General features: G+C 28.5%; 23 protein-coding genes. 14 read left to right on the top strand and 9 right to left on the bottom strand.

The features are described from left to right. Positions 1–6: 6 nt before the first annotated feature. Together DIS18_RS14135 and DIS18_RS14130 are read left to right on the top strand one after the other, a co-directional pair. Complete coding sequence (locus DIS18_RS14135; RefSeq protein WP_109353732.1) at positions 7–897, top strand: glycosyltransferase family 2 protein; 891 nt, start codon at positions 7–9, stop codon at positions 895–897. Continuing rightward, on the top strand, positions 897–1832 hold the full coding sequence (locus DIS18_RS14130) for a glycosyltransferase family 2 protein (RefSeq protein ID WP_109353731.1): 936 nt from the start codon (positions 897–899) through the stop codon (positions 1830–1832). The genes DIS18_RS14135 and DIS18_RS14130 overlap by 1 nt, the downstream gene beginning before the upstream one ends. 16 nt (positions 1833–1848) lie before the next feature. On the opposite strand, the gene DIS18_RS14125 is transcribed toward DIS18_RS14130, so the two are convergent. The 8 genes from DIS18_RS14125 to typA all read right to left on the bottom strand — a co-directional run bounded on the left by DIS18_RS14125 (position 1849) and on the right by typA (position 11695). Further along, a complete protein-coding gene (locus DIS18_RS14125) occupies positions 1849–2967 on the bottom strand; it encodes a glycosyltransferase family 2 protein (protein ID WP_245925718.1) in 1119 nt (372 codons plus the stop codon). Further along, a complete protein-coding gene (locus DIS18_RS14120; protein WP_109353730.1) occupies positions 2957–4243 on the bottom strand; it encodes a hypothetical protein in 1287 nt (428 codons plus the stop codon). Before DIS18_RS14120 ends, DIS18_RS14125 begins: the two co-directional genes overlap by 11 nt. Before the next feature lie 96 nt (positions 4244–4339). Next, positions 4340–5746 (bottom strand): phosphoethanolamine transferase, encoded by a 1407-nt coding sequence (locus DIS18_RS14115; protein WP_181364059.1) that lies wholly within the window; start codon positions 5744–5746, stop codon positions 4340–4342. Positions 5747–5934: 188 nt separating this feature from the next. After that, positions 5935–6771, bottom strand: coding sequence for a glycosyltransferase family 2 protein (locus DIS18_RS14110; protein ID WP_109353728.1), 837 nt, complete (start codon positions 6769–6771; stop codon positions 5935–5937). Between the two features lie 10 nt (positions 6772–6781). After that, entirely contained in the window at positions 6782–8074 is a 1293-nt protein-coding gene (locus tag DIS18_RS14105; protein ID WP_109353727.1) for an O-antigen translocase, read from the bottom strand. 99 nt (positions 8075–8173) lie between these two features. Then, a complete protein-coding gene (locus DIS18_RS14100; RefSeq protein WP_109353726.1) occupies positions 8174–9475 on the bottom strand; it encodes an O-antigen translocase in 1302 nt (433 codons plus the stop codon). 185 nt (positions 9476–9660) lie between these two features. Further along, entirely contained in the window at positions 9661–9894 is a 234-nt protein-coding gene (locus DIS18_RS14095; RefSeq protein ID WP_109353725.1) for a uroporphyrinogen decarboxylase, read from the bottom strand. A gap of 1 nt (position 9895) precedes the next feature. Then, positions 9896–11695 (bottom strand): translational GTPase TypA, encoded by a 1800-nt coding sequence (gene typA / locus DIS18_RS14090; protein WP_109353724.1) that lies wholly within the window; start codon positions 11693–11695, stop codon positions 9896–9898. Between the two features lie 390 nt (positions 11696–12085). Here typA and kdsA point away from each other — a divergent pair, with 390 nt between their 5' ends. The 3 genes from kdsA to DIS18_RS14075 all read left to right on the top strand — a co-directional run bounded on the left by kdsA (position 12086) and on the right by DIS18_RS14075 (position 14207). Then, positions 12086–12904 carry a 3-deoxy-8-phosphooctulonate synthase gene (gene kdsA, locus DIS18_RS14085; RefSeq protein WP_109353723.1) on the top strand — a complete coding sequence of 273 codons (819 nt, stop codon included), beginning with the start codon at positions 12086–12088 and terminating at the stop codon, positions 12902–12904. 29 nt (positions 12905–12933) lie between these two features. Continuing rightward, positions 12934–13833, top strand: a complete 900-nt coding sequence (locus DIS18_RS14080; RefSeq protein ID WP_109353722.1) for a sugar phosphate isomerase/epimerase family protein — start codon at positions 12934–12936, stop codon at positions 13831–13833. Positions 13834–13973: 140 nt separating this feature from the next. Further along, the gene (locus DIS18_RS14075; protein WP_109353773.1) at positions 13974–14207 is read left to right on the top strand and encodes a CDGSH iron-sulfur domain-containing protein; all 234 of its coding nucleotides are present in this window, start codon (positions 13974–13976) and stop codon (positions 14205–14207) included. Positions 14208–14215: 8 nt separating this feature from the next. Here the strand turns inward: DIS18_RS14075 and DIS18_RS14070 are convergent, their stop codons facing one another. Then, positions 14216–14584 carry a DUF1801 domain-containing protein gene (locus tag DIS18_RS14070; protein WP_109353721.1) on the bottom strand — a complete coding sequence of 123 codons (369 nt, stop codon included), beginning with the start codon at positions 14582–14584 and terminating at the stop codon, positions 14216–14218. A gap of 90 nt (positions 14585–14674) precedes the next feature. On the opposite strand from DIS18_RS14070, the gene DIS18_RS14065 reads away from it, so the two are divergent. The 9 genes from DIS18_RS14065 to DIS18_RS14025 all read left to right on the top strand — a co-directional run bounded on the left by DIS18_RS14065 (position 14675) and on the right by DIS18_RS14025 (position 20413). After that, on the top strand, positions 14675–15283 hold the full coding sequence (locus tag DIS18_RS14065) for a hypothetical protein (RefSeq protein WP_109353720.1): 609 nt from the start codon (positions 14675–14677) through the stop codon (positions 15281–15283). 116 nt (positions 15284–15399) lie between these two features. After that, positions 15400–15693 (top strand): winged helix-turn-helix domain-containing protein, encoded by a 294-nt coding sequence (locus DIS18_RS14060; protein ID WP_109353719.1) that lies wholly within the window; start codon positions 15400–15402, stop codon positions 15691–15693. An 84-nt stretch (positions 15694–15777) separates the two neighbouring features. Continuing rightward, positions 15778–16275 (top strand): Coq4 family protein, encoded by a 498-nt coding sequence (locus tag DIS18_RS14055; RefSeq protein WP_109353718.1) that lies wholly within the window; start codon positions 15778–15780, stop codon positions 16273–16275. Between the two features lie 11 nt (positions 16276–16286). After that, a complete protein-coding gene (locus DIS18_RS14050; RefSeq protein WP_109353717.1) occupies positions 16287–17666 on the top strand; it encodes a DUF4153 domain-containing protein in 1380 nt (459 codons plus the stop codon). A 6-nt stretch (positions 17667–17672) separates the two neighbouring features. Then, positions 17673–18056, top strand: a complete 384-nt coding sequence (locus DIS18_RS14045) for a hypothetical protein (protein ID WP_109353716.1) — start codon at positions 17673–17675, stop codon at positions 18054–18056. Then, positions 18053–18682, top strand: a complete 630-nt coding sequence (locus DIS18_RS14040; protein ID WP_109353715.1) for a SanA/YdcF family protein — start codon at positions 18053–18055, stop codon at positions 18680–18682. The genes DIS18_RS14045 and DIS18_RS14040 overlap by 4 nt, the downstream gene beginning before the upstream one ends. Positions 18683–18684: 2 nt before the next feature. Next, the gene (locus DIS18_RS14035) at positions 18685–19389 is read left to right on the top strand and encodes a hypothetical protein (protein ID WP_109353714.1); all 705 of its coding nucleotides are present in this window, start codon (positions 18685–18687) and stop codon (positions 19387–19389) included. Further along, positions 19389–19772, top strand: coding sequence for a ribosomal maturation YjgA family protein (locus tag DIS18_RS14030; protein ID WP_181364058.1), 384 nt, complete (start codon positions 19389–19391; stop codon positions 19770–19772). Before DIS18_RS14035 ends, DIS18_RS14030 begins: the two co-directional genes overlap by 1 nt. Next, entirely contained in the window at positions 19760–20413 is a 654-nt protein-coding gene (locus DIS18_RS14025; protein WP_109353712.1) for a DUF1361 domain-containing protein, read from the top strand. Before DIS18_RS14030 ends, DIS18_RS14025 begins: the two co-directional genes overlap by 13 nt. Positions 20414–20419 lie beyond the last annotated feature (6 nt).

Here is a 20419-nt window from a genome sequence, read left to right as displayed (position 1 = left end):
ATATTAATGATATCAGTATTAATTCCAACTTATAACTATAACATATACCCATTAGTATGTAATCTTTCTAAACAATTAGAAAAAACAAGTATCGTATTTGAAATTATTTGTTCAGATGATGGTTCTAATTCTACAATAAACACAGAAAACATCAAAATTAATACACTAAAAAATTCAAAATTTCATTCTCAAAAAGAAAATGTTGGCTTGAGTAATAACCGAAATATATTAGCAGAATTAGCTCAATATAAATACTTATTATTTATTGATGGAGATTCATTATTACCAGACGATAAATTCATTAATAAATATATAGACTCTGCAAAACTAGATATAGATGTTATTTATGGAGGAAGAATACACCCAAAAAACGTAGAACCCAGTAGAAGGTTACGATGGAAATATGGCGTTTTCCGAGAAGACTCTGATGTTACTAAACGCAATAAAAATATTTATAAAAGTGTGTTATTTAATAATACATTAATTAAAAAAAACGTTTTTAATAAAATAGGTTTTGAGAAACAAATAACCCAATATGGTCATGAGGATACCGTATTTGCATATAAGTTAAGTGAATTAAATGCATCTATAAAACATATACCAAACCCTGTAATACATGGAGATGTAGATTACAATGACGTGTTTTTTTATAAAATGCATAAATCGATAAAAAATCTAGATAGCATATATAAAACGAAACTAATAGACCCCAATTTTATAACTTTTTTAAAAGTTTTTACATCTCTAAAAAAAATGAAGTTAAATTACTTATTCGCTTTAACTCATAAGTTGTTTTATAAGCTATTTGTAGCTAATTTAACTTCAAAAAAGCCATCTTTACACATATTTGATTTATTTAGATTAAGCTACTTTTGTCATATTAATTTAAAAAAATAATGGCTTTTTTTTCAGTTGTAATACCGCTTTATAATAAAGAGCTTTTTATTGAGCAAACTATTTCTAGTTTGTTAAAACAATCTTTTACAGATTTTGATGTAATTATTGTAAATGATGGTTCAACAGATTCTAGTTTAGAAAAATTAAAGCCTTTAGTTGACAAACGATTCAAAATTATTAATCAAAAAAATAAGGGCGCATCATATACAAGAAATTTAGGTATTAATGAATCTACAGGAAACTATATAGCTTTATTGGATGCTGATGATTATTGGTATCCTAATCATTTATCAGAACTCAAAAAACTAATTGAGATATTCCCAAATGCTGGGATGTTTTGTAATAATTATCAGGTTTATTATTCTGATAATGTTGTTCGTTCTGCTAAATTGAATTTTGATTACGGTAACGATTGTTTAATTGTCAATGATTTTTTTAAAGCAAGTATAACCAATTCTGTAGCTTGGACATCAGCAGTAGCCTTCAAAAAAAATGTGTTTAGTTTGGTAGGCGGATTTAATACTAAATTGAAAACAGCACAAGATTTAGATTTATGGATAAAAATGGCTTTAAAATATGATATAGCATTTAATCCAACTATCACCATGTCTTATAAATTTCATGTTGAGAACAGCTTATCTAAAAGTAATTATAATGAAATTAGATATGAGTTTATTAATAATTTTTCTAATGAAGAGAAAAAACATCCTTCATTAAAACTATATCTAGATGTTAATAGGTTTGCAGTTGCTCTAAGATGCAAACTGAATGATGAGAAAAAATTATTTAAGAAACTAAAGTCAGAAATTGATTTGAATAATTTAAATTTTAAACAAAAGCTACTTCTTAATTCTCCTAAGATAATTGTAAAAATATTAAAATATATACATAGAATTTTGGTTAAAAATGGTCTCTATTTTTCAGCAAATATTTAAACACTATTAACACTAATTATTTCTCCTCCTTTAACCCTAAAATACTAAAGAAGAAACTAAAGAGTATAATTTGTATACCTAATACCGCAATTACTATAGATGGAATAATTATTTTAAGCATATTCTCCATACTTTCAATGCCTTTTTCAAATCCTAAATAATATAAAAAACCTCCAAACAGAGTAAAAAGAAAACCTAATATCAAACCTCTTTCTAAAGTGAAATAAACAAACAATTTATTATAACTTTTTCTTCTAGGAATGAGTCCATGGTTTGTTGCATAAATTTTAGTTAACGCATAAAAAACAACAAATTGAAAACTAATTAAAAATAAACCTGAGAATAACGGAATCCATTTTAAATTTGTTGAATCAGAACCAAACAAAATATAGAGTGCACCAATCATTCCAATAAGCATACAAATAAAACCCGGAATTAAGAATAACCATTTAGGGCTATATAATAACAAAAACCTTAAATGCCTCCAGCCATCAGGAAAAGTTCTTAAGTGCGCTTTTCTATTTCTGCCAGATGGAAAAACAGTGGTTGGTACTTCAGTTATTTTTAAGTTAAATAATGATGCCTTTACAATTATTTCTGAAGCAAACTCCATACCTGGAGTAGATAAGTCCATTTTATTATATGCTTCTCTTGTAAACCCCCTTAAACCACAATGGAAATCGCCTAAATTAGTTCTGAAAAATAAATTACCAATAAACGTTAGAATAGGGTTTCCAACATAACGATGTAAAAAAGGCATTGAATCTTTTTTGTTTTCGCCTTTAAAACGGTTTCCCATAACTAAATCAAAACCACTTCTTAAATTTTCTATAAAAAGTTTAAGATTTAATATATCATGACTATCATCAGTATCCGCAGTAATAATATATTTTCCTTTTGAAGCTTCAATAGCACCTCTGGAAGCATTACCATAGCCTTTCTTTTTTACATTAACCACAATGGCTCCAAGTTTTCTTGCAATCACTTGAGAACCATCAGTACTTCCATTGTCTCCTATTACAACTTCACCTTCAATATTATTTTCAAGCATAAAAGTTTGAGCCTTTTCTATGCAAGCTGCAATAGTTTCTGCTTCATTTAAGCATGGCATTACTATAGATAATTCAAGACTCACGTTGCTGCTGGTATTTAAATATTTTGTTTAATAATATGATGAATGTTGCAAAAACAACCCAATCAAAATAAAATATATAACGTTTTATAGAATGAATAACTAAGGCTATAAGCGTATTATTTGCAAACATAAATAAGATGGTTAATACTAAAAACTTATATATATTTTTATTCGATTTAATTAAATTAATTAATCCATATAATAGTAAAACCAAATAGAAAAGTATTTGCTTTGAAGAGCCAAATGAATTCTTCAAGTTCTTAATAAAAAGCTTAATCCAAACCTTAAAATTTTGTTTTATTAATGGAAATACCATTCTTGAGCAAAGCGCATTTAATGCTATATTTTGCTCAATAAAATTAAGGCCTTTAGCTTCATAAGAATTTAATCCTAGATCATAAATTCTTCTATTACATATTTCAGGAAAGTTATGTTGAAAAAACAAATAATCGTCTTTATCTAAGCTTAAATTTTGGTTTCGGGTTAACTCAGCGTCTTTTAAACTTTTATAAATCATATTAAAATAAACGCTTTCATCTTCTTCTGTAAAAAGACTAACGTCTGTTTCATTAGCAATGTAAAATGGAGAAGCTATAATATGAACATAATTCATAGCATTATTAACAAAATGCCCAAAGATTACTTTATTATAAACTCTTTCACTTATTGTAGTTATAATAGGAATAATAGCCAAAAGAATTATAAAATAGTAATGCTTTTTAAAAGATTTGGTTTTATAAATAACATAACCTACTATCAATATTAAAACTGGAATTAATGCTAGAAACTGACCTCTTGTTAGTATTAATATAGACAGCAAAACACAAATTTTATATAGGTATCTGAGGTTCTCTTCAACAAACAACTTTAAACTGAATGCAAATATTAATAGAAAAATAGGATACGTTAAAGCTTCGCTTAAAATAGCACTTCCTAAATTATGTAAATAAATACATGGTGCTAAACATATTAACTGAATTATTATAACACCAAAAGCGTGAATATTAAAAACCTTTTTTAAGATTTTTACAAAAAAATCGATGCCAAATACTATAATTAAGTACTGAATTATAACTAGTGGTATTTCAAAGTAATCACCGAAAACACTGGTTATAACTTTTAAAAAAAAACAATAAAACGGACTATGATTAAAGGCCATGTCCAAAAACGTGTAACTATCTGGAAAATAAATAGCACCTCTATTTAAAACTAAAACACCTACTATAATATAAATAGCTAAGTGAATTAGGTTTTGACTGGTTATGGTGTTTTTCAAAAATTTTAATATTTGTTTGAGATTTTACTCTAAACCGTTATTATTACAAACATAATAGAATAACATGAAATACTAGCTTATAAATTACAGATTACGTTATTTGAAAAAAGTATCGTAATTAATTGTATCCTTTATAATTCTTTTTCTTTCATTAAATCCTTTATTAAAAATGCTCCTTGTAGTATCTACTTCTTTTGCAGAAATACTAAGTAAATCTGCTAAAGAATGGAACATATCATCTATCATATATTTTCTGTTCGATTTATATAGCAAATGGCTTTCTTTTTGCATTTTTTGTGATTGCCACAAGAAAAAAGGTACTTCAAACATTTGCTGAGAATAAATATCTTCATTATGGCCAGCCATATCTAAAGTTGAATACATTTCTTCTCCATGGTCTGAAAAATATAAAGCAAAGGTTTTAGCATTTAAACCATCTAACTTTTCAATGACTTCAGAAATAATAAAATCATTATAGAGAATTGCATTATCATAATGATTTATTTTCTCGAAACTATCATTAGATCTAAATTTAGTTTTGGGTTCATCATTAAATTTATTAAAAGACTCGGGGTACCTGTTTTCATAATGATGATGCGTTCCCATCATATGAATAAAAATAACTTTTTTATCTATTTCATTATTGATGATATCATCATAAGCTTCTAATAGTTTTCCATCTAGTACAGTACTATTGCCTGCAACCGTAGTGGTTAAAAATTGATGATTTTTGGATGATAAACTAATTTTCGTAATCATACTCTCAAAAGGGCCTATGGGTCTTTGATTAGATATCCAATACGTCTCAAAACCAGCAGCATTTATTAACTGAATTATTGATCCTTTTGATATTAAACCTGGGTTCTCATAATTGCCCAAAGTCAATATCTTAGTTAAAGCTCCAACAGAATAAGCATGTGGGCTTATAACATCATTATATATCAATAATTCATTTTTAATTGTATTAAGGTTTGGTGTTGTATTTCTATAATAATTATAAATACCTAAATGTGAACGAGAAGTAGATTCTCCAATAATTATAACATAAACTTCTTTTTCTTTTGAGTTAGATTCTCTCAAAACATTTGTAAAATCTCCTAATTTATTATTTTTATAATCTCCTAAATTTTCAGATTCTTTATAATATTCGATACCAGATTTTAAAATTAAATATGGAAGGTTAAAGCGAATAAGAGTTGACTGTCTTATAAATATAATGATTCCTAAAAACAAAAAAACCATTTTTAGTTTATTTGATTTTGAAAAAATTGGTATGGATTCATAATCCTTTTTGCTTTTAATCAGTACTAAAATTACAATTGCTATTAAAATAATACTAAAAATTATAACTGGAGTATCTACATAAAAACTTAAAAACTCTTTACTTTCATCTGCGTTGGAATCTAAAGCAACAAAAATTGCAGACGGACTAAAAAACGTCTCAAATAAATAATAATATATAGTTTCTAAGAAAAGGCAAACTGAGTAAAAGATGTATGACAACAAAAAGTAATAACGCTTATATTTAAAATTATCAAAAAAATAAAGTGGGCAAACAAGCGCAACAGCAAAAAAGATATTCTCTAATAAATTGAATAATACAAATAGAGTAAGGGTATTGAAAAAGATTTCAAACAAAAAAGCAAATACTATTAAAGGAACGTATTTTAAAAAAAACTTTATAAAAATTTTCATATTGTTTTGATAAGTTTTCTACATTCATTTATTGCATTAACACCTATTCGAAACTTAGCGATAACATCTTTATAACCTATTAATTTATGCTTTAATAAATAAAGTATATACTTAACTAAAAGTAAATAACTAAAATTTTTGAAATCAAAGTAATTAAGTGCAGAAATGGTTTTTATATAATTATTGCTACTAACATCACTTGTTGATCTTTCTAAAGAGTGCTTAACAATGGTTTTGTTTTCAAAATAAACATTTAAGTTTTGCTTTAAAACATCTTTTAAAAATAAATATTCTTCCCCAGAAGTAAAATAACCACCTAACCCAAATAGAGTATTAAATGCAATACCATGGTCTACTATATGCGCTCTTTTAAATGTCATTTCTATTGAAGATGCTGGTTTGACATTATTTCTTGTAATTAATTGCTTAGATTTTTTAGGATATAGTTTATAGTTTTCTCCTGTAAATGTACCAATCTTAAATAATATTACTGATGCATTACTTATTCGCTGATATGCTTCTTTAACAATATCTTGAAAACCCTCTACATATTCAACATCATCATCAGCTATAAAACATATATCTCCTGTGGCATTTTCAAGAGCTAAATTTCTACTTTTTGAAAGTCCCATCTCATATGAATTAATAACTTTAATATTATCAAACTTAGAAATACATTCATTCCCTTTCTTAGTTTGATTTATAATTAAAAGGTTTAAATTTTCTAATTTATTATTGGGAAACATTTTCTCAACAAAGGACAAAGATGTCCTATCCATAGTTGAAATTAACACTTCAAAAGTTATGGAATTATTTGATAAAGTTTTACTCATTTCTTTAACATTAAATCACTCTTTTTTTTCCAATAAAATTATGCCTCAAAATAAAAAGCACAACTATAAAAAATATAATATATCTTATAAAATGGGCTAACACTACGCCGTCTGTTCCGTAAATATCTATAAAGTAAACTGAAAACCCATAAAACAATAAAACAGATAACACTTCAGTGAAAATAAAATATCCAATTTGTTTTTTTGCTATAAATTGATAAGATAAAACGATAGCTATAAACTTAATTAAATCCCCTAGCAACTGCCATTTAAACAAACTTGCCATACCTAAAAACTCATCAGTATAAAGCGCTGTAATAATAAATTCTCTAAAAACAAAAACCATAAACATCCCTACCACTAGTAATGGCAGAAGCATTTTATATATCTTAACAACTTCTTTTCTGAAATCAGTGCTATTCGATATTTTCGCATAAACAGGTAATATGTAGAGTGGAAAAATAGCCGCAGTAAATTGCATATAAACTTTAGAGATTGAGTTCATTGCTGTCCAATTTCCTGCTTCTGCAATACTAACTCTGTTTTCAATTAAGTGCCTTAATGCAATATCTGTTATATTGATACTAAAAACAACTATTAAAGCCATTAAACTATATGACATTAATTGATTTTTAAAATTCAAATTAAATCTAACGCTTTTTAAATCTATTAATGTTTTATATGTTTTGACACCAAACAAAGTATATACTAAAAACTGTAATAAAGGAACTATACTTATGGCAATTAAACTTCCTTTTATCCCATATTGATAAGTAAGAAACACAATTAAAACGGTACTAGTTATAACAATAACCACCCCGATTTTTGAAAACAATTTGTACGCAGACAATCCATTTAATAAAGAATATAAAACAGCATTCACTCCCATAAAAGGAATTAAAAAAGCTAAAATCTTAAAGATATAACTGTAACTGCTGCCATTTCCGAAAACAATATCACTTAGTGTGTTAGACCAGAAAAACAAAATAACAAAAGAAAGTAATGCAGCTAAAACAGAAAAAACGAAAACTGTTGAAAACAAATTACTTAACTGTTTTTTATCATCTTTATATTCTGAAATATATTTAACTAGCCCATTTGATGTACCCAAAATAGAAAACTGCTCAAAAAAGCCAATGACATTTTTCAAATTTCCAACCAAGGCTATGCCTTCAGCTCCAATTAAAACAGCCAATACTTTTTGAGACAATAATGAAGATAACATCCTTACTAAAACCAACCCCGTGTTAGCAGATGTTACTTTTAATAATAAATTATTTTTTATAAAACTTGGAATTTTCAATAATATAGTTGGATAAATTTATAAACTACCTTGACTATGCCACAAGGTATTAAAATTCCAAAAAGAGAGTACTAAATTATACAAAAAAAGAAGACAAGTCTAACTATTTTCGTTTTCAACACCAAAAAGAGAGCTACCAAAAATTAGTAAAATAATACCATAGTACATAACATAACTCACAAAATGAGCTATAACAGCACCTTCAACATCATTCAACATATCTATAAAATACACACTAGTTGTATATAAAATAATAATTAAAAACGCCTCTGTTAAGATGTAATGCCAAAACATTTTTTTAGCCAAAAACTGATAAGCAATTATAATTGATAAAATTTTTATAAAATCTCCTAATAATTGAAATAAAAATAAATCTTCAACAGGTTCAAACTCTTCAGAAAAAATACCAATTACAATATAGTGCTTTAATAAATAAATAAGTAGTAAACCAACTAACAGAATAGGAATTATTGTTTTGTAAAAACTAACAACTTCTTTCTTAAAAGCCTTTGTGGTGTTTATTTCTGCAAATCGCGGTAAAAGATATAGGGCTATTAAAGAACTTACAAACATGAGATAATAGTTTGATATTCTTGTCATAGCTTCCCAAAAACCAGCATCTTTATAGCCAATATTTTCAATGATGTATGATCTAATAGCTATTGCAACAAAAGGTAGTAAAACAGCAGAAAAAAGAGCCATTAAAGAATATGGACTTAGCTTTTTAAACATACTTAGGCTAACCTGACTAACTTTTATCTGAGTGATTAAGCTTTTTCTATTTATTATACCAACTAATGTTATCAAGAATATTAATGACTCAGCAATAACTACGGATATTAAAGCACCATCTATCTTGTTCTGATATATTAAAAGCAATGCAATTGAAACACTTAAAATTTGTCCAATTATATTAATAATTATAAGGATTTTATACTTTGAAAACCCATTCATTATCGAGAATGTAAACATATTTAAAGCATAAAAAGGCAGTACTATGGCAAAAATTCGAATAACATAAGCATAATCATTATATGTTGGAAATATAATATCATTTATCCATTCTGCTCTGAAGTAACAAAAAAATGAAACAACTATTGTAGAAATAAAACCTACATAATAAACTGTAGAAAGTGTTTTACTTAATTTTACGGTATTATCTTTAAATTCCGAAACATATTTAACAACACCTTTATAAAAACCTAAAGTTGCAACTGTTTGAAAAGAACCAACAAAGTTTCGTAAATTACCTATTAAAGCTAAACCTTCTGCTCCAATTAAAACAGCAATAGCTTTTGATGTTAATATTCCAGCTATTATTCTGGTTAATACTGAAGCGGTTTGTAAAGAGGTAATTTTAACTAAAACCTTACTGTTTATATAGTCTATTAATTTTTTCAATTAATATATAATTTCCGTGCTATTAATTCTTCAAAGACGTTGCAATGTAGCTTTATAAACGCTTAAAAGAATATATTATTCTGTTACACTTTTCTGAAGCATTCAAATATACAAAATGATTTAAGCTTTACTTGTTTATCATTATAAAATCATAAGAAATTATAACGAAAAATATAAGAAAAAAATTAATTTCCTTTCTTAAAAATATAATATAAATTAATACCAAATATAGCTATATTAGTTACAACTATTGGTTTTGAAGTTGGTTCTAGCACTAGTCCATAAAACACAAATAGTAAACACCCAAAAGCATTTACTATTCTTAATTTATAAACAGATTTCATCAAGAATGACACTAGAACGGTAGCCATTGCAGCATATCCTATCCATTCAATCCATGAAATCCCTAAAAACTCCAAATTATAAAGATTTGTTTCGTTTACGGTCTACTTCCGTTAACCAAATTTTACGCAAACGTAAGTGGTTTGGAGTTACCTCAACATACTCATCTTTCTGAATATACTCTAGAGCTTCTTCTAATGAGAATTTAATTGCAGGTACAATTTTGGCTTTATCATCAGCTCCTGAAGAACGCACGTTACTTAACTTTTTAGTTTTTGTTACGTTAACCGTCATATCATCACCACGTGAGTTTTCTCCAATAACTTGACCTTCGTAAATATCTTCACCAGGATCAACAAAAAATTTACCTCTATCTTGTAATTTATCAATAGAGTAAGGTATAGCCTGACCTTTTTCCATAGATACTAAACTTCCATTCTGACGCTCAGGAATACCACCTTTTAATGGTTGATATTCTTTAAAACGGTGTGCCATAATAGCTTCACCAGCAGTAGCCGTTAATAATTGGTTACGTAAACCTATAATACCCCTTGATGGAATAATAAATTCGCAAACCATACGCTCGCCCTTAGCTTCCATACTAAGCATTTCTCCTTTACGCATGGTTACCATTTCAATAGCTTTACCAGAAACAGTTTCAGGTAAATCAATTGTCATTTCCTCAACTGGCTCACATTTCACACCATCAATAGTTTTAATAATTACTTGTGGCTGTCCTATTTGAAGTTCATAACCTTCACGACGCATCGTTTCAATTAAAACAGATAAATGCAATACACCACGACCAAAAACCATAAACTTATCAGCACTATCCGTTTCTTCAACTTTTAGTGCTAAATTCTTTTCTAACTCTTTAGTTAATCTATCTTTAATATGACGAGATGTTACATATTTACCATCCTTACCAAAGAAAGGAGAATCATTAATGGTAAATAACATACTCATTGTTGGCTCATCAATCGCAATTGTTTTTAAACCTTCAGGATTTTCCCAATCAGCAACAGTATCACCAATTTCAAAACCTTCAAGACCAACAATAGCACAAATATCACCAGCTTGAACAGTATCTACCTTTTTACGTCCTAAACCTTCAAACGTGTGTAGCTCTTTAATTTTAGATTTCACAACACTTTTATCTCTTTTAACTAGAGAAATATTTTGACCAGCTTTCAACTCTCCACGAGTTAGACGTCCAATAGCAATTCTACCTGTAAAAGAAGAAAAATCTAAAGATGTAATTAACATTTGTGTTGTACCTTCTTCAATCTTTGGTTCAGGAATATGCTCTATAACCATATCTAAAAGCGGCTCAATATTTTCAGTTTCATTCTGCCAATCATCACTCATCCAGTTATTCTTTGCAGAACCATAAACTGTAGGAAAATCTAATTGCCATTCTTCAGCACCAAGCTCAAACATTAAATCAAAAACCTTTTCATGCACCTCATCTGGTGTACAGTTTTCTTTATCCACTTTATTTACAACCACACAAGGTTTCAAACCTAAATCAATCGCTTTTTGTAAAACAAAACGGGTTTGTGGCATTGGGCCTTCAAAAGCATCAACCAATAATAAAACACCATCAGCCATATTAAGTACACGCTCTACCTCTCCACCAAAATCGGCGTGACCAGGGGTGTCAATAATATTAATCTTAGTATCCTTATAAATTACAGAAACATTTTTAGAAGTAATTGTAATACCTCTTTCACGCTCTAAATCATTATTATCTAGAATTAAATCTCCAGTATTTTCGTTCTCACGAAATAATTGACAGTGATACATAATTTTATCAACCAAAGTAGTTTTACCATGATCTACGTGTGCAATAATTGCGATGTTTTTAATATTAGCCATAATAGTGCCTTATTTTAAGCGTGCAAATGTACGGGTTATTTTATAATTTAGTTAAAAATATGTTAGAATTAAAAGTTTATATAATTTTTTTAAGTTGTCTACGTTTTTATACAACTAACAACCATCTCTATCTATAAATTTTATTAAATCCCTAATTATGAAATTCCCTAAGATTAATCACTACTTCTATCTTATTTTAATGGCCCTTTTTTGGTTTGGCATCTTAGAAGTTTTGACTCGTATTTTCTCTTTTTCTAATGAAACCAAACAACTCATTATTTTTGTTGGACTTTTAATTTCAATTAATTTTTCATTAATGTTTTCAATTATTAGAAATTATAGAAAGGAACGCATTTAATATGTAACTTTGTTGCTTAAATTTTAAAGCACATGAACCTTACCGAAGTTTCAAAACTTAAACACACTAATTCCAACAACTTTTTTCTATTATGCGGCCCCTGTGCTATTGAAGGCGAAGACATGGCATTACGCATTGCCGAAAAAGTCATTTCTATAACCGATAAATTAAAAATACCATATGTCTTTAAAGGCAGTTTCAAAAAAGCAAACCGTAGCAGAATTGATAGTTTTACAGGAATAGGTGACGAAAAAGCTTTAAAAATTCTCAGAAAAGTTTCCGAAACTTTCAATGTACCCACCGTAACAGATATTCATGAAGTTTCAGATGCCATAAAAGCAGCCGAATATGTTGATGTGTTGCAAATCCCAGCATTTTTAGTACGCCAAACCGATTTAGTAGTTTCAGCAGCTGAAACAGGCAAAGTCGTCAACTTAAAAAAAGGACAATTCATGAGTCCTGAAGCTATGAAACATGCCGTACAAAAAGTAAAAGATGCCGGCAATAATAAAGCGTGGATTACAGACAGAGGTACCATGTTCGGTTATCAAGACATGATAGTAGACTTTAGAGGCATCCCCACCATGCGAAAAATGGCGCCAACCGTTTTAGATGTTACGCATTCCCTACAACAACCTAATCAATCAGTAGGTGTAACAGGCGGACGTCCAGATATGATAGAAACCATAGCCCGTGCAGGAGTAGTAAATCATGTAGATGGTTTATTTATAGAAACCCACTTCGATCCTGCAAATGCAAAAAGTGATGGCGCTAATATGCTACATTTAGATAATTTGGAAAGTTTACTAAGCAATTTAGTAGCCATCAGAAAAACAATTTCTAGTTTATAATCAGCAATATTGCAAAATTAGTCCAACCTATGAAAAAAACAAGAAGAGACTTTTTACAAAATATGGCATTAGCACCTCTTATTTTAGGTACGGGTAAACTCATGGCATTTCCTAACAAATTAGAAACCCAAAAAAACAGTAGAGTTCAATATAGTGTTAATGCCTACTCTTTCAACACTATGCTTAGAAGCGGAGAAATGACATTTTTTGACATGATGGAATTTGCTGCCTATATTGGTCTAGATGCTGTAGATTTAACAGGATATTACTTTTCATCATATCCCCAAAAACCATCAAACGAAACTCTTTTTACCCTAAAAAGAAAAGCTTTAGAATTAGGATTAGATATTGCTTGGACGGGTGTTCGAAATGATTTTGTAACTCCAAATATTGAAAATCGAAATTCTGACAAGGCACTTATCAAAGATTGGTTAGAGGTGTCTTCAAAACTTGGAGCTAGTATTATGAGAGTTTTTACTGGAAGAAACAAAAGCGAAGAATTTAGCAAAGAGGAAATTAAGGAATGGCTCGTTAGCGAATACAAAGCATGTGCTCAATATGGTGCAGAAAATGGTGTGATTGTAGGATTACAAAATCATGATGAATTTTTATTTACTAGTGATGAAGTGATTGATATTATCAAACGGGTAAATTCTGATTGGTTTGGGCTTATTTTAGACTGTGGTAGCTTACCTTCTGACGACCCTTATGCAGAAATTGAAAAACTAGCACCTTATGCCAATTACTATTTTGTTAAAGAGCATGTTAAAACTAAAGATAGCACAAAAATAAATGCAGATATTAAAAGAATAGCAACCATAATTAAAGACCAAAACTATAAAGGATACGTCTCTTTTGAAAGTCTTAAAGAGGGTGACACCAAAGCTATTCTAAAAGATATGCTACAAACATTTCAATCGGTTTTTTAATTAAGGAGTCTACGAGTCCATAACATTAAGAACTTTATTATTCTTTAACTCAAAACAATTTAGAACCGTTATTAACTAATTTGGTTTATATTAGAAAAACAATAAATAATAGTATTTTAGTTTCAATTAAAATAAATACTATGGAAAAAAAACGAGGTGGCGATGCTCCAGTACAATGCGAATTAGAAGCTAACAAAAATTACGCATGGTGCACATGCGGGCACAGTGACGATCAACCATTTTGTAATGGATCTCACAGAGCTGCAAAAGCAACACCATCAATGGTATTTACTGTTGAAGAAGATAAAACAGCTTATCTATGCACTTGTAAACAAACTAAAAACCCACCATATTGTGATGGGTCTCACAACTAAAATTTAGTTTACCTGTTATAAAACGATTTTCCTTTTTGCTTTTTTGCTTCTTCAAGAATTGCAATAAATATGGCATCATTAATAGCTTCTAAAGACTTATAGCGTAATGATTTAACCACCTTACGGTTTTCGCTAACCAAATACGCATCAAACTTATCCAGATAAGCAGAATGCCAAAAGCCAACATCTACAAACTGCTTTTTATGGCTTGCGTTTAAGTAACACATTGGCGTCTCTCCGATGTAGTAACAAGGAATACGCCATTTATATTTTAGTTCAACCTCTGGAATAGTATGCTCTATAATCACCTGAAGATGCATTAAAATAGAGCGATAAGGTTCTGGTTGATTTAGTATATATTCCTCTGCTGGATTCATTATAATTTTTTGCTAAATATAAAATTAACAAAAATTTATAAACCATAATTCAATTAATTTTATTTACTTTGCAATTCAAAGTACTTTAAAATGGAATCAAAAGATTATCTAAAAGACATTAGTGAAATAAAAAACATGATGAATAAATCATCGCGTTTTATTTCGCTTAGTGGTTTATCTGGAATTTTGGCAGGTATTTATGCACTAATTGGGGCAGCAATAGCATATTGGTTGGTAAAAACATACAGTAATGGTGTTCTAATTCTTGATGGCTGGGTTTTCGAATCTTGCTTATTTACATTATTTGCAGTAGCAATACTAAGTATTGGCACTGGCATTATATTAACCACAAGAAAAGCAAAGAAAGATGGCTCTAAAATTTGGGATACACCTTCCAAACGTTTAGTTTTCAATTTCTTAATTCCATTAATTGTTGGTGGCCTCTATATTTTAATCATATTAATTCAAGGTAAATATGGGCAATCGGGTGGTTTAATGCTCATTTTTTACGGATTAGCTTTAGTAAATGCCTCAAAATATAGTATTGGAGATATTCAGTATTTAGGGTATGTTCAAATAATTCTTGGATTAATTGGAGCTTGGGAACCTGGTTACGGATTTTGGCTATGGGTGTTGGGTTTCGGAATTATGCATATTGTTTATGGCACTTGGATGCATTTTAAGTATGATAAATCATAATGAGTAAAAGAAAAAAACTAGTTATAATATTATTAATTATCATAGTTTTGATTCTAATATGGATAGAATTAGGTGTTGGTATTTTTGGAACACCTTGGGCAGGAAGTTAAGTTATAATGAGCATCATAACCAACATAAATAAAGCATTCGATCATCGTATTAGATTAGGCATCATGTCCATTCTAATGGTAAACGAATATGCCGATTTTAATATGCTAAAAGACCTTTTAGGCGCTACAGATGGTAATTTAGCAAGCCATACTAAAGCCCTAGAAAAAGCAGAATACATAAAAGTAGAAAAGCAATTTATAGGACGAAAACCAAATACTCGCTACTCTACCACAAAACTAGGAAGAGAATCATTTAAAAAACATATTGACGCCCTTGAAAAATTAATAAACAAACAATAACCCCTTGCCTTTGCAAGAACACAAAATAGAAAACAAATTTTTTTATCAATTCACTTTGTAATTCAAAGTACTTTAATATAAGTAATGAAACATAGAAAAAAACTAATAGCATGGTTGTTTGAAAAATCTCAAAAGATTTATGGTGATTTATTTATAAATCGTAAATCTTGGGGTATTAAAAAAGATGAACTTTTAAATTATCCTGAAGATTCATTTGGTAAACACTTAGGCATCTTTCTAAATGAAAACAATTTTGAATTAATCCCAAAAGGAGAACGTCATGACGCATACCATACATTAACAGGTTATAAAACAAAAGTGGAAGACGAAATAGCTTTACAATACTTATGTGTTGGTAATGGAAAAAGAAGTTTATATGCAATTGGAGCTGCTGTTTTTGGTGGTATAATGCTTCCTGAATATTTCAATTACTATTATAAATCATTTTGCTTAGGCAAAACGGCAAACGCATTCTATCATTTTAATTATAAGAACCTTCTATTGGTTTCTATAAATGACTTAAGGTCAACCATTTTCTCAAAACATCAAATTAAATCAATGTATCAATATAAAACTATTTAAAATTAGTCAAAATGAAAAACATTCCATTAGTTATCGGCGCCTTATTATTTAGCACCTTATTTCATAAACAAGGTGTAGGATTGAATCTTTCTATTTTCAGTATTTTAACTCTAACAGTACTAATTCTCTACAATAAAAGTGCTTTTAAACAAAAAAGTACCATTGCTTATGCTTTACTTTATCTTATCACTGCTGCCTCAATATTTATTTACAATAACACTTTATCAATAGTTGCCAATACCATAGCTTTTATAACACTAGTTGGTCATGTATCGGAACAAAACTCATCTATATATGTAAACTGGTTAAATGGATTATACACATCAATAGCAGGGTTTTTCCATAGAAATTTTGGTGTGAATGAAAGTGAACAAAAAGTTGAATCAAAAAAAGAAATTGATTATTTACATCTCGCAAAAATAATTGGTATTCCCTTAATTATTCTTACCATTTTTATAAGTCTTTATAAAAATGGTAATCCAATGTTTAATGGTTTAATAAATGACATTGATTTTTCATTTATCAATTTTCAGTGGATTTTGGTGGCTTTATGCGGTTACTATTTACTAAATAATATTTCAAACCCAGTAATTGTTGATCCTGCAACAACAAATGATGTTAAAACTGGTAATATACTTCCTTATCAAGAAAGCAAAGAAACGGATAATCTTAAAAAAGAACATCAATTTGGTTTTATTTTAATTACAGCTTTAAATGCATTAATAATTATTTTTCTTATAACTGATATTACTTATCTATTATCTTCAAACGATTTAAGAGCATCAGTGTTTTCTAATCAAGTTCATAGTGGTATAAATGCTTTAATTGCTTCAATAATAATTGCCATCATTATTATTCTATACTTCTTTAGAGGAGATCTTAATTTTTACAAAAAAAATAAAAACCTAAAACTTGTTGCTTACACTTGGATTATACTTAATACCATTCTTGTAATAAATATAATTATTAAAGATACCCAATATATATTTTACTTCGGTTTAACATATAAGCGCATCGGTGTTTTAGTTTATTTACTATTAACAGTTATTGGTTTGGTAACCACTTTTATAAAAGTAAAAGACCTAAAAAACTTTTGGTATTTATTTAGAATTAATACTGTAACTGCTTTTACTATTTTGATAGTATCTTCTACAATAAACTGGGATAGTTATATCACTATTTATAATTTGAATTATGCAAAATCGATGGATTTTAATTACTTGATAGAACTTTCAAACAACAATGCTTTTATTCTCAAAAATTATTTAGATGAAAACAATTTAGATGATAAAAAGGCTTTGAACATCAACCGAAAATTTAAAAACTACATGCGCGAACTCAAGAATAAATCTTGGCAAGAATCGCAATTTGACAATTTTAAACTTAAATAAAATATTGTGAATACACCTTTAACTATACTAAAAGCTACAGGGCTATCATTCATCATTTTTTGGGCTATAATTTTTTCTAAAGAAAAGTTTACATTGGATATGTTTCCTTATGTTTTTCTTTCTCTTATACCAATTGGTTTGTGCTGCTTAGTAGTTATATGCTTAACTATATGTCCGTTTTTTTGGGCTAATAATAAGTCAAAAAATATAGATACTGTTTTAAAAACCTATTTCCCTTTTTATGCGATAATACTTTTTGCTCTGTGTGGATATGGGTTTATTACATCTAACCTTGATACTTTTTCCGTAGCTTTTATAAGCTCCGCATTTTTCACTTTATTAAAATCTTGGACTTGGTTAGCAAAATCTCATAAAAACAAAAACGAATGAAATATTTTAAAAGACTAATTAATCTATCTATCATAGTAATTATCCTTGTATTATTGATCGATTTCGCAATAACACATAAAACGAAACATTTTGTTTTTGACAATATAGAAACACTAAATAAAAATAAAGTAGGCCTTGTTCTGGGCGCTAGTAAATATACTTCGAATGGAAACACCAATTTATACTACAAATACCGTTTAGAAGCGGCCGTTAAATTATATAAAACAGGTAAGATTGAATTTATTTTAGTGAGTGGAGATAACGGTAGAAAAGGCTATGACGAACCAACTAATTTTAAAAACGATCTTATAAAACGGGGTATTCCTGAAGATAAAATCTATCTAGATTATGCCGGATTTAGGACTCTAGATTCAGTTGTAAGAGCAAAAGAAATTTTTGGACTATCTCAATTCACTTTAATTTCTCAAAAGTTTCATAACGAACGTGCTTTATACCTAGCACAACATTATAATATAAATGCAATTGCTTTTAATGCAAAAGACATTAAAGGGAAATATGGGTTTAAAACCAAGCTCCGAGAATATCTAGCAAGAACAAAAGCCGCAATTGATATTCTGTTTAATGTAAAACCTAAATATTTAGGTAAGAAAATTGAAATAGTTTAAAAATGAAAAATATAAAGCATCTGTTAGCACTCTTTTTCATAGTTCTGTATCCGCAAAGTTTTTTCTCACAAGACTCAACTAAAATCGAAAAAAAATATTATCAAAATGTTATATATAGGAAGGTTCCTAATAAAAAAGTATTTAAGGTTATTACATCTAATGACAAGAAACTTCAACAGGAAAGTTTAGAAAGAATTAATGCTAGTAAAAGTAAATTACCTGATTCAATATTAAAAAAATACAATATATCTGAGATAAATAATAAATATAAACGACATGAGTATTTAAATAATAGGAGTCGTATATATTTCAATCCAAACAGAAAAAAAGGGATAAGTTTACCTTGTAAATGTTTTATAAAAAATGACACTTTAACAATTGGTAGCGCAATTAGATTTTTTGGTGGTTATGGTCTTGTCAGTCAATTATACAAGGACAAATTCAAAAACTATTTTATCGAATATTCTGATGATGATAATTTAAAGTTGAAGAAAGAAGATTCGATCTTTAAAAGGTCAATTCATATTGACGGTGCTTATCAAAAATTGATTCTCGAAAACAAACCCCAAATAGGTGAAACTTTAACAGGTTATTTCAGCATACTAACTAATCCATATTATCGCTATAACAAAAAAAATAAAGCCTTTGGTGAGGTTTATTTCAAATGCCTTGTACTAAAAGAGCCAAGTCTTATAAAGAACAAATAATGACATTCAACTTAAACAAAACATATTTAATTTTAACAGTTTTGCTTCTAATAATAGAAGCACTAATAGCCATATTCCTAAAAACGGGTTTTATCCGCCATACATTTGGAGATTTTCTGTGTGTCATTCTATTGTATTGTTTCTTTAAAAGTTTCATTAAAGGTCACCATTTTACAATTGCCATATCAGTTTTAGCAATTGCCTTTACCATAGAGTTTTTACAGCTCACAAACTATCTGGAATTCTTCAATTTACAAAACAATCATTTAGCAAAAGTAATTTTAGGAAGCACGTTCGAGTTTTCAGATTTAGTTGCCTACACACTTGGTATTATTACCACAATAGCTATTGACTTTAAAATTTACAAACTATGGATTTCATAAAAAAGCTCTTTTTGTCCCGATTCAAAACATTCACTTTAGTTAGTGTTTCCATACTATTTAGCATCATTTTATTAATGATTAGAATGAAGTTAACACACAACTTCTTCTACTTATTTCTAGTCTGGAATTTGTTTTTAGCAGTCATTCCCTTTGCCATAAGCACATATTTAGTAAGTCTCCCCAAGCTTAATAAATTGTGGTTAGTACTTTGTTTTGGGGTTTGGCTGCTTTTTTTACCTAATGCACCATACATTATTACAGATTTATTGCATTTAAAAATAAGTCCAACACATTTGTTGTGGCTAGACATTCTAGTTGTTATGTCTTTTGCTCTAAATGGATTATTACTGTTTTATTTATCAATTATAGACATGAAAAGTATTTTACAAACTTTTCTAAGTAAAAAGAAAGTAAATTACCTGATAACCACAATACTCTTTTTAACAGGGTTTGGTGTGTATCTGGGTAGGTTTTTGCGTTACAACTCTTGGGGAATTTTAAGTAATCCAAAATATTTGTTTGTAGATATTATAAACATTGTTATAAAACCGTTTGCAAATCAAGAAGCTTGGTTATTTACAATACTGTTTGGATTATTTTTAATGTTGGGGAATTGGATATTTACAACTTTAAGAAATTAAATAATC

It is taken from the genome of Algibacter marinivivus (assembly GCF_003143755.1).
Taxonomy (GTDB): Bacteria; Bacteroidota; Bacteroidia; order Flavobacteriales; family Flavobacteriaceae; genus Algibacter_B; species Algibacter_B marinivivus.
The sequence above is the reverse complement of the archived record's forward strand: the minus strand, read 5'-3'. Positions and strand labels throughout refer to the sequence as shown.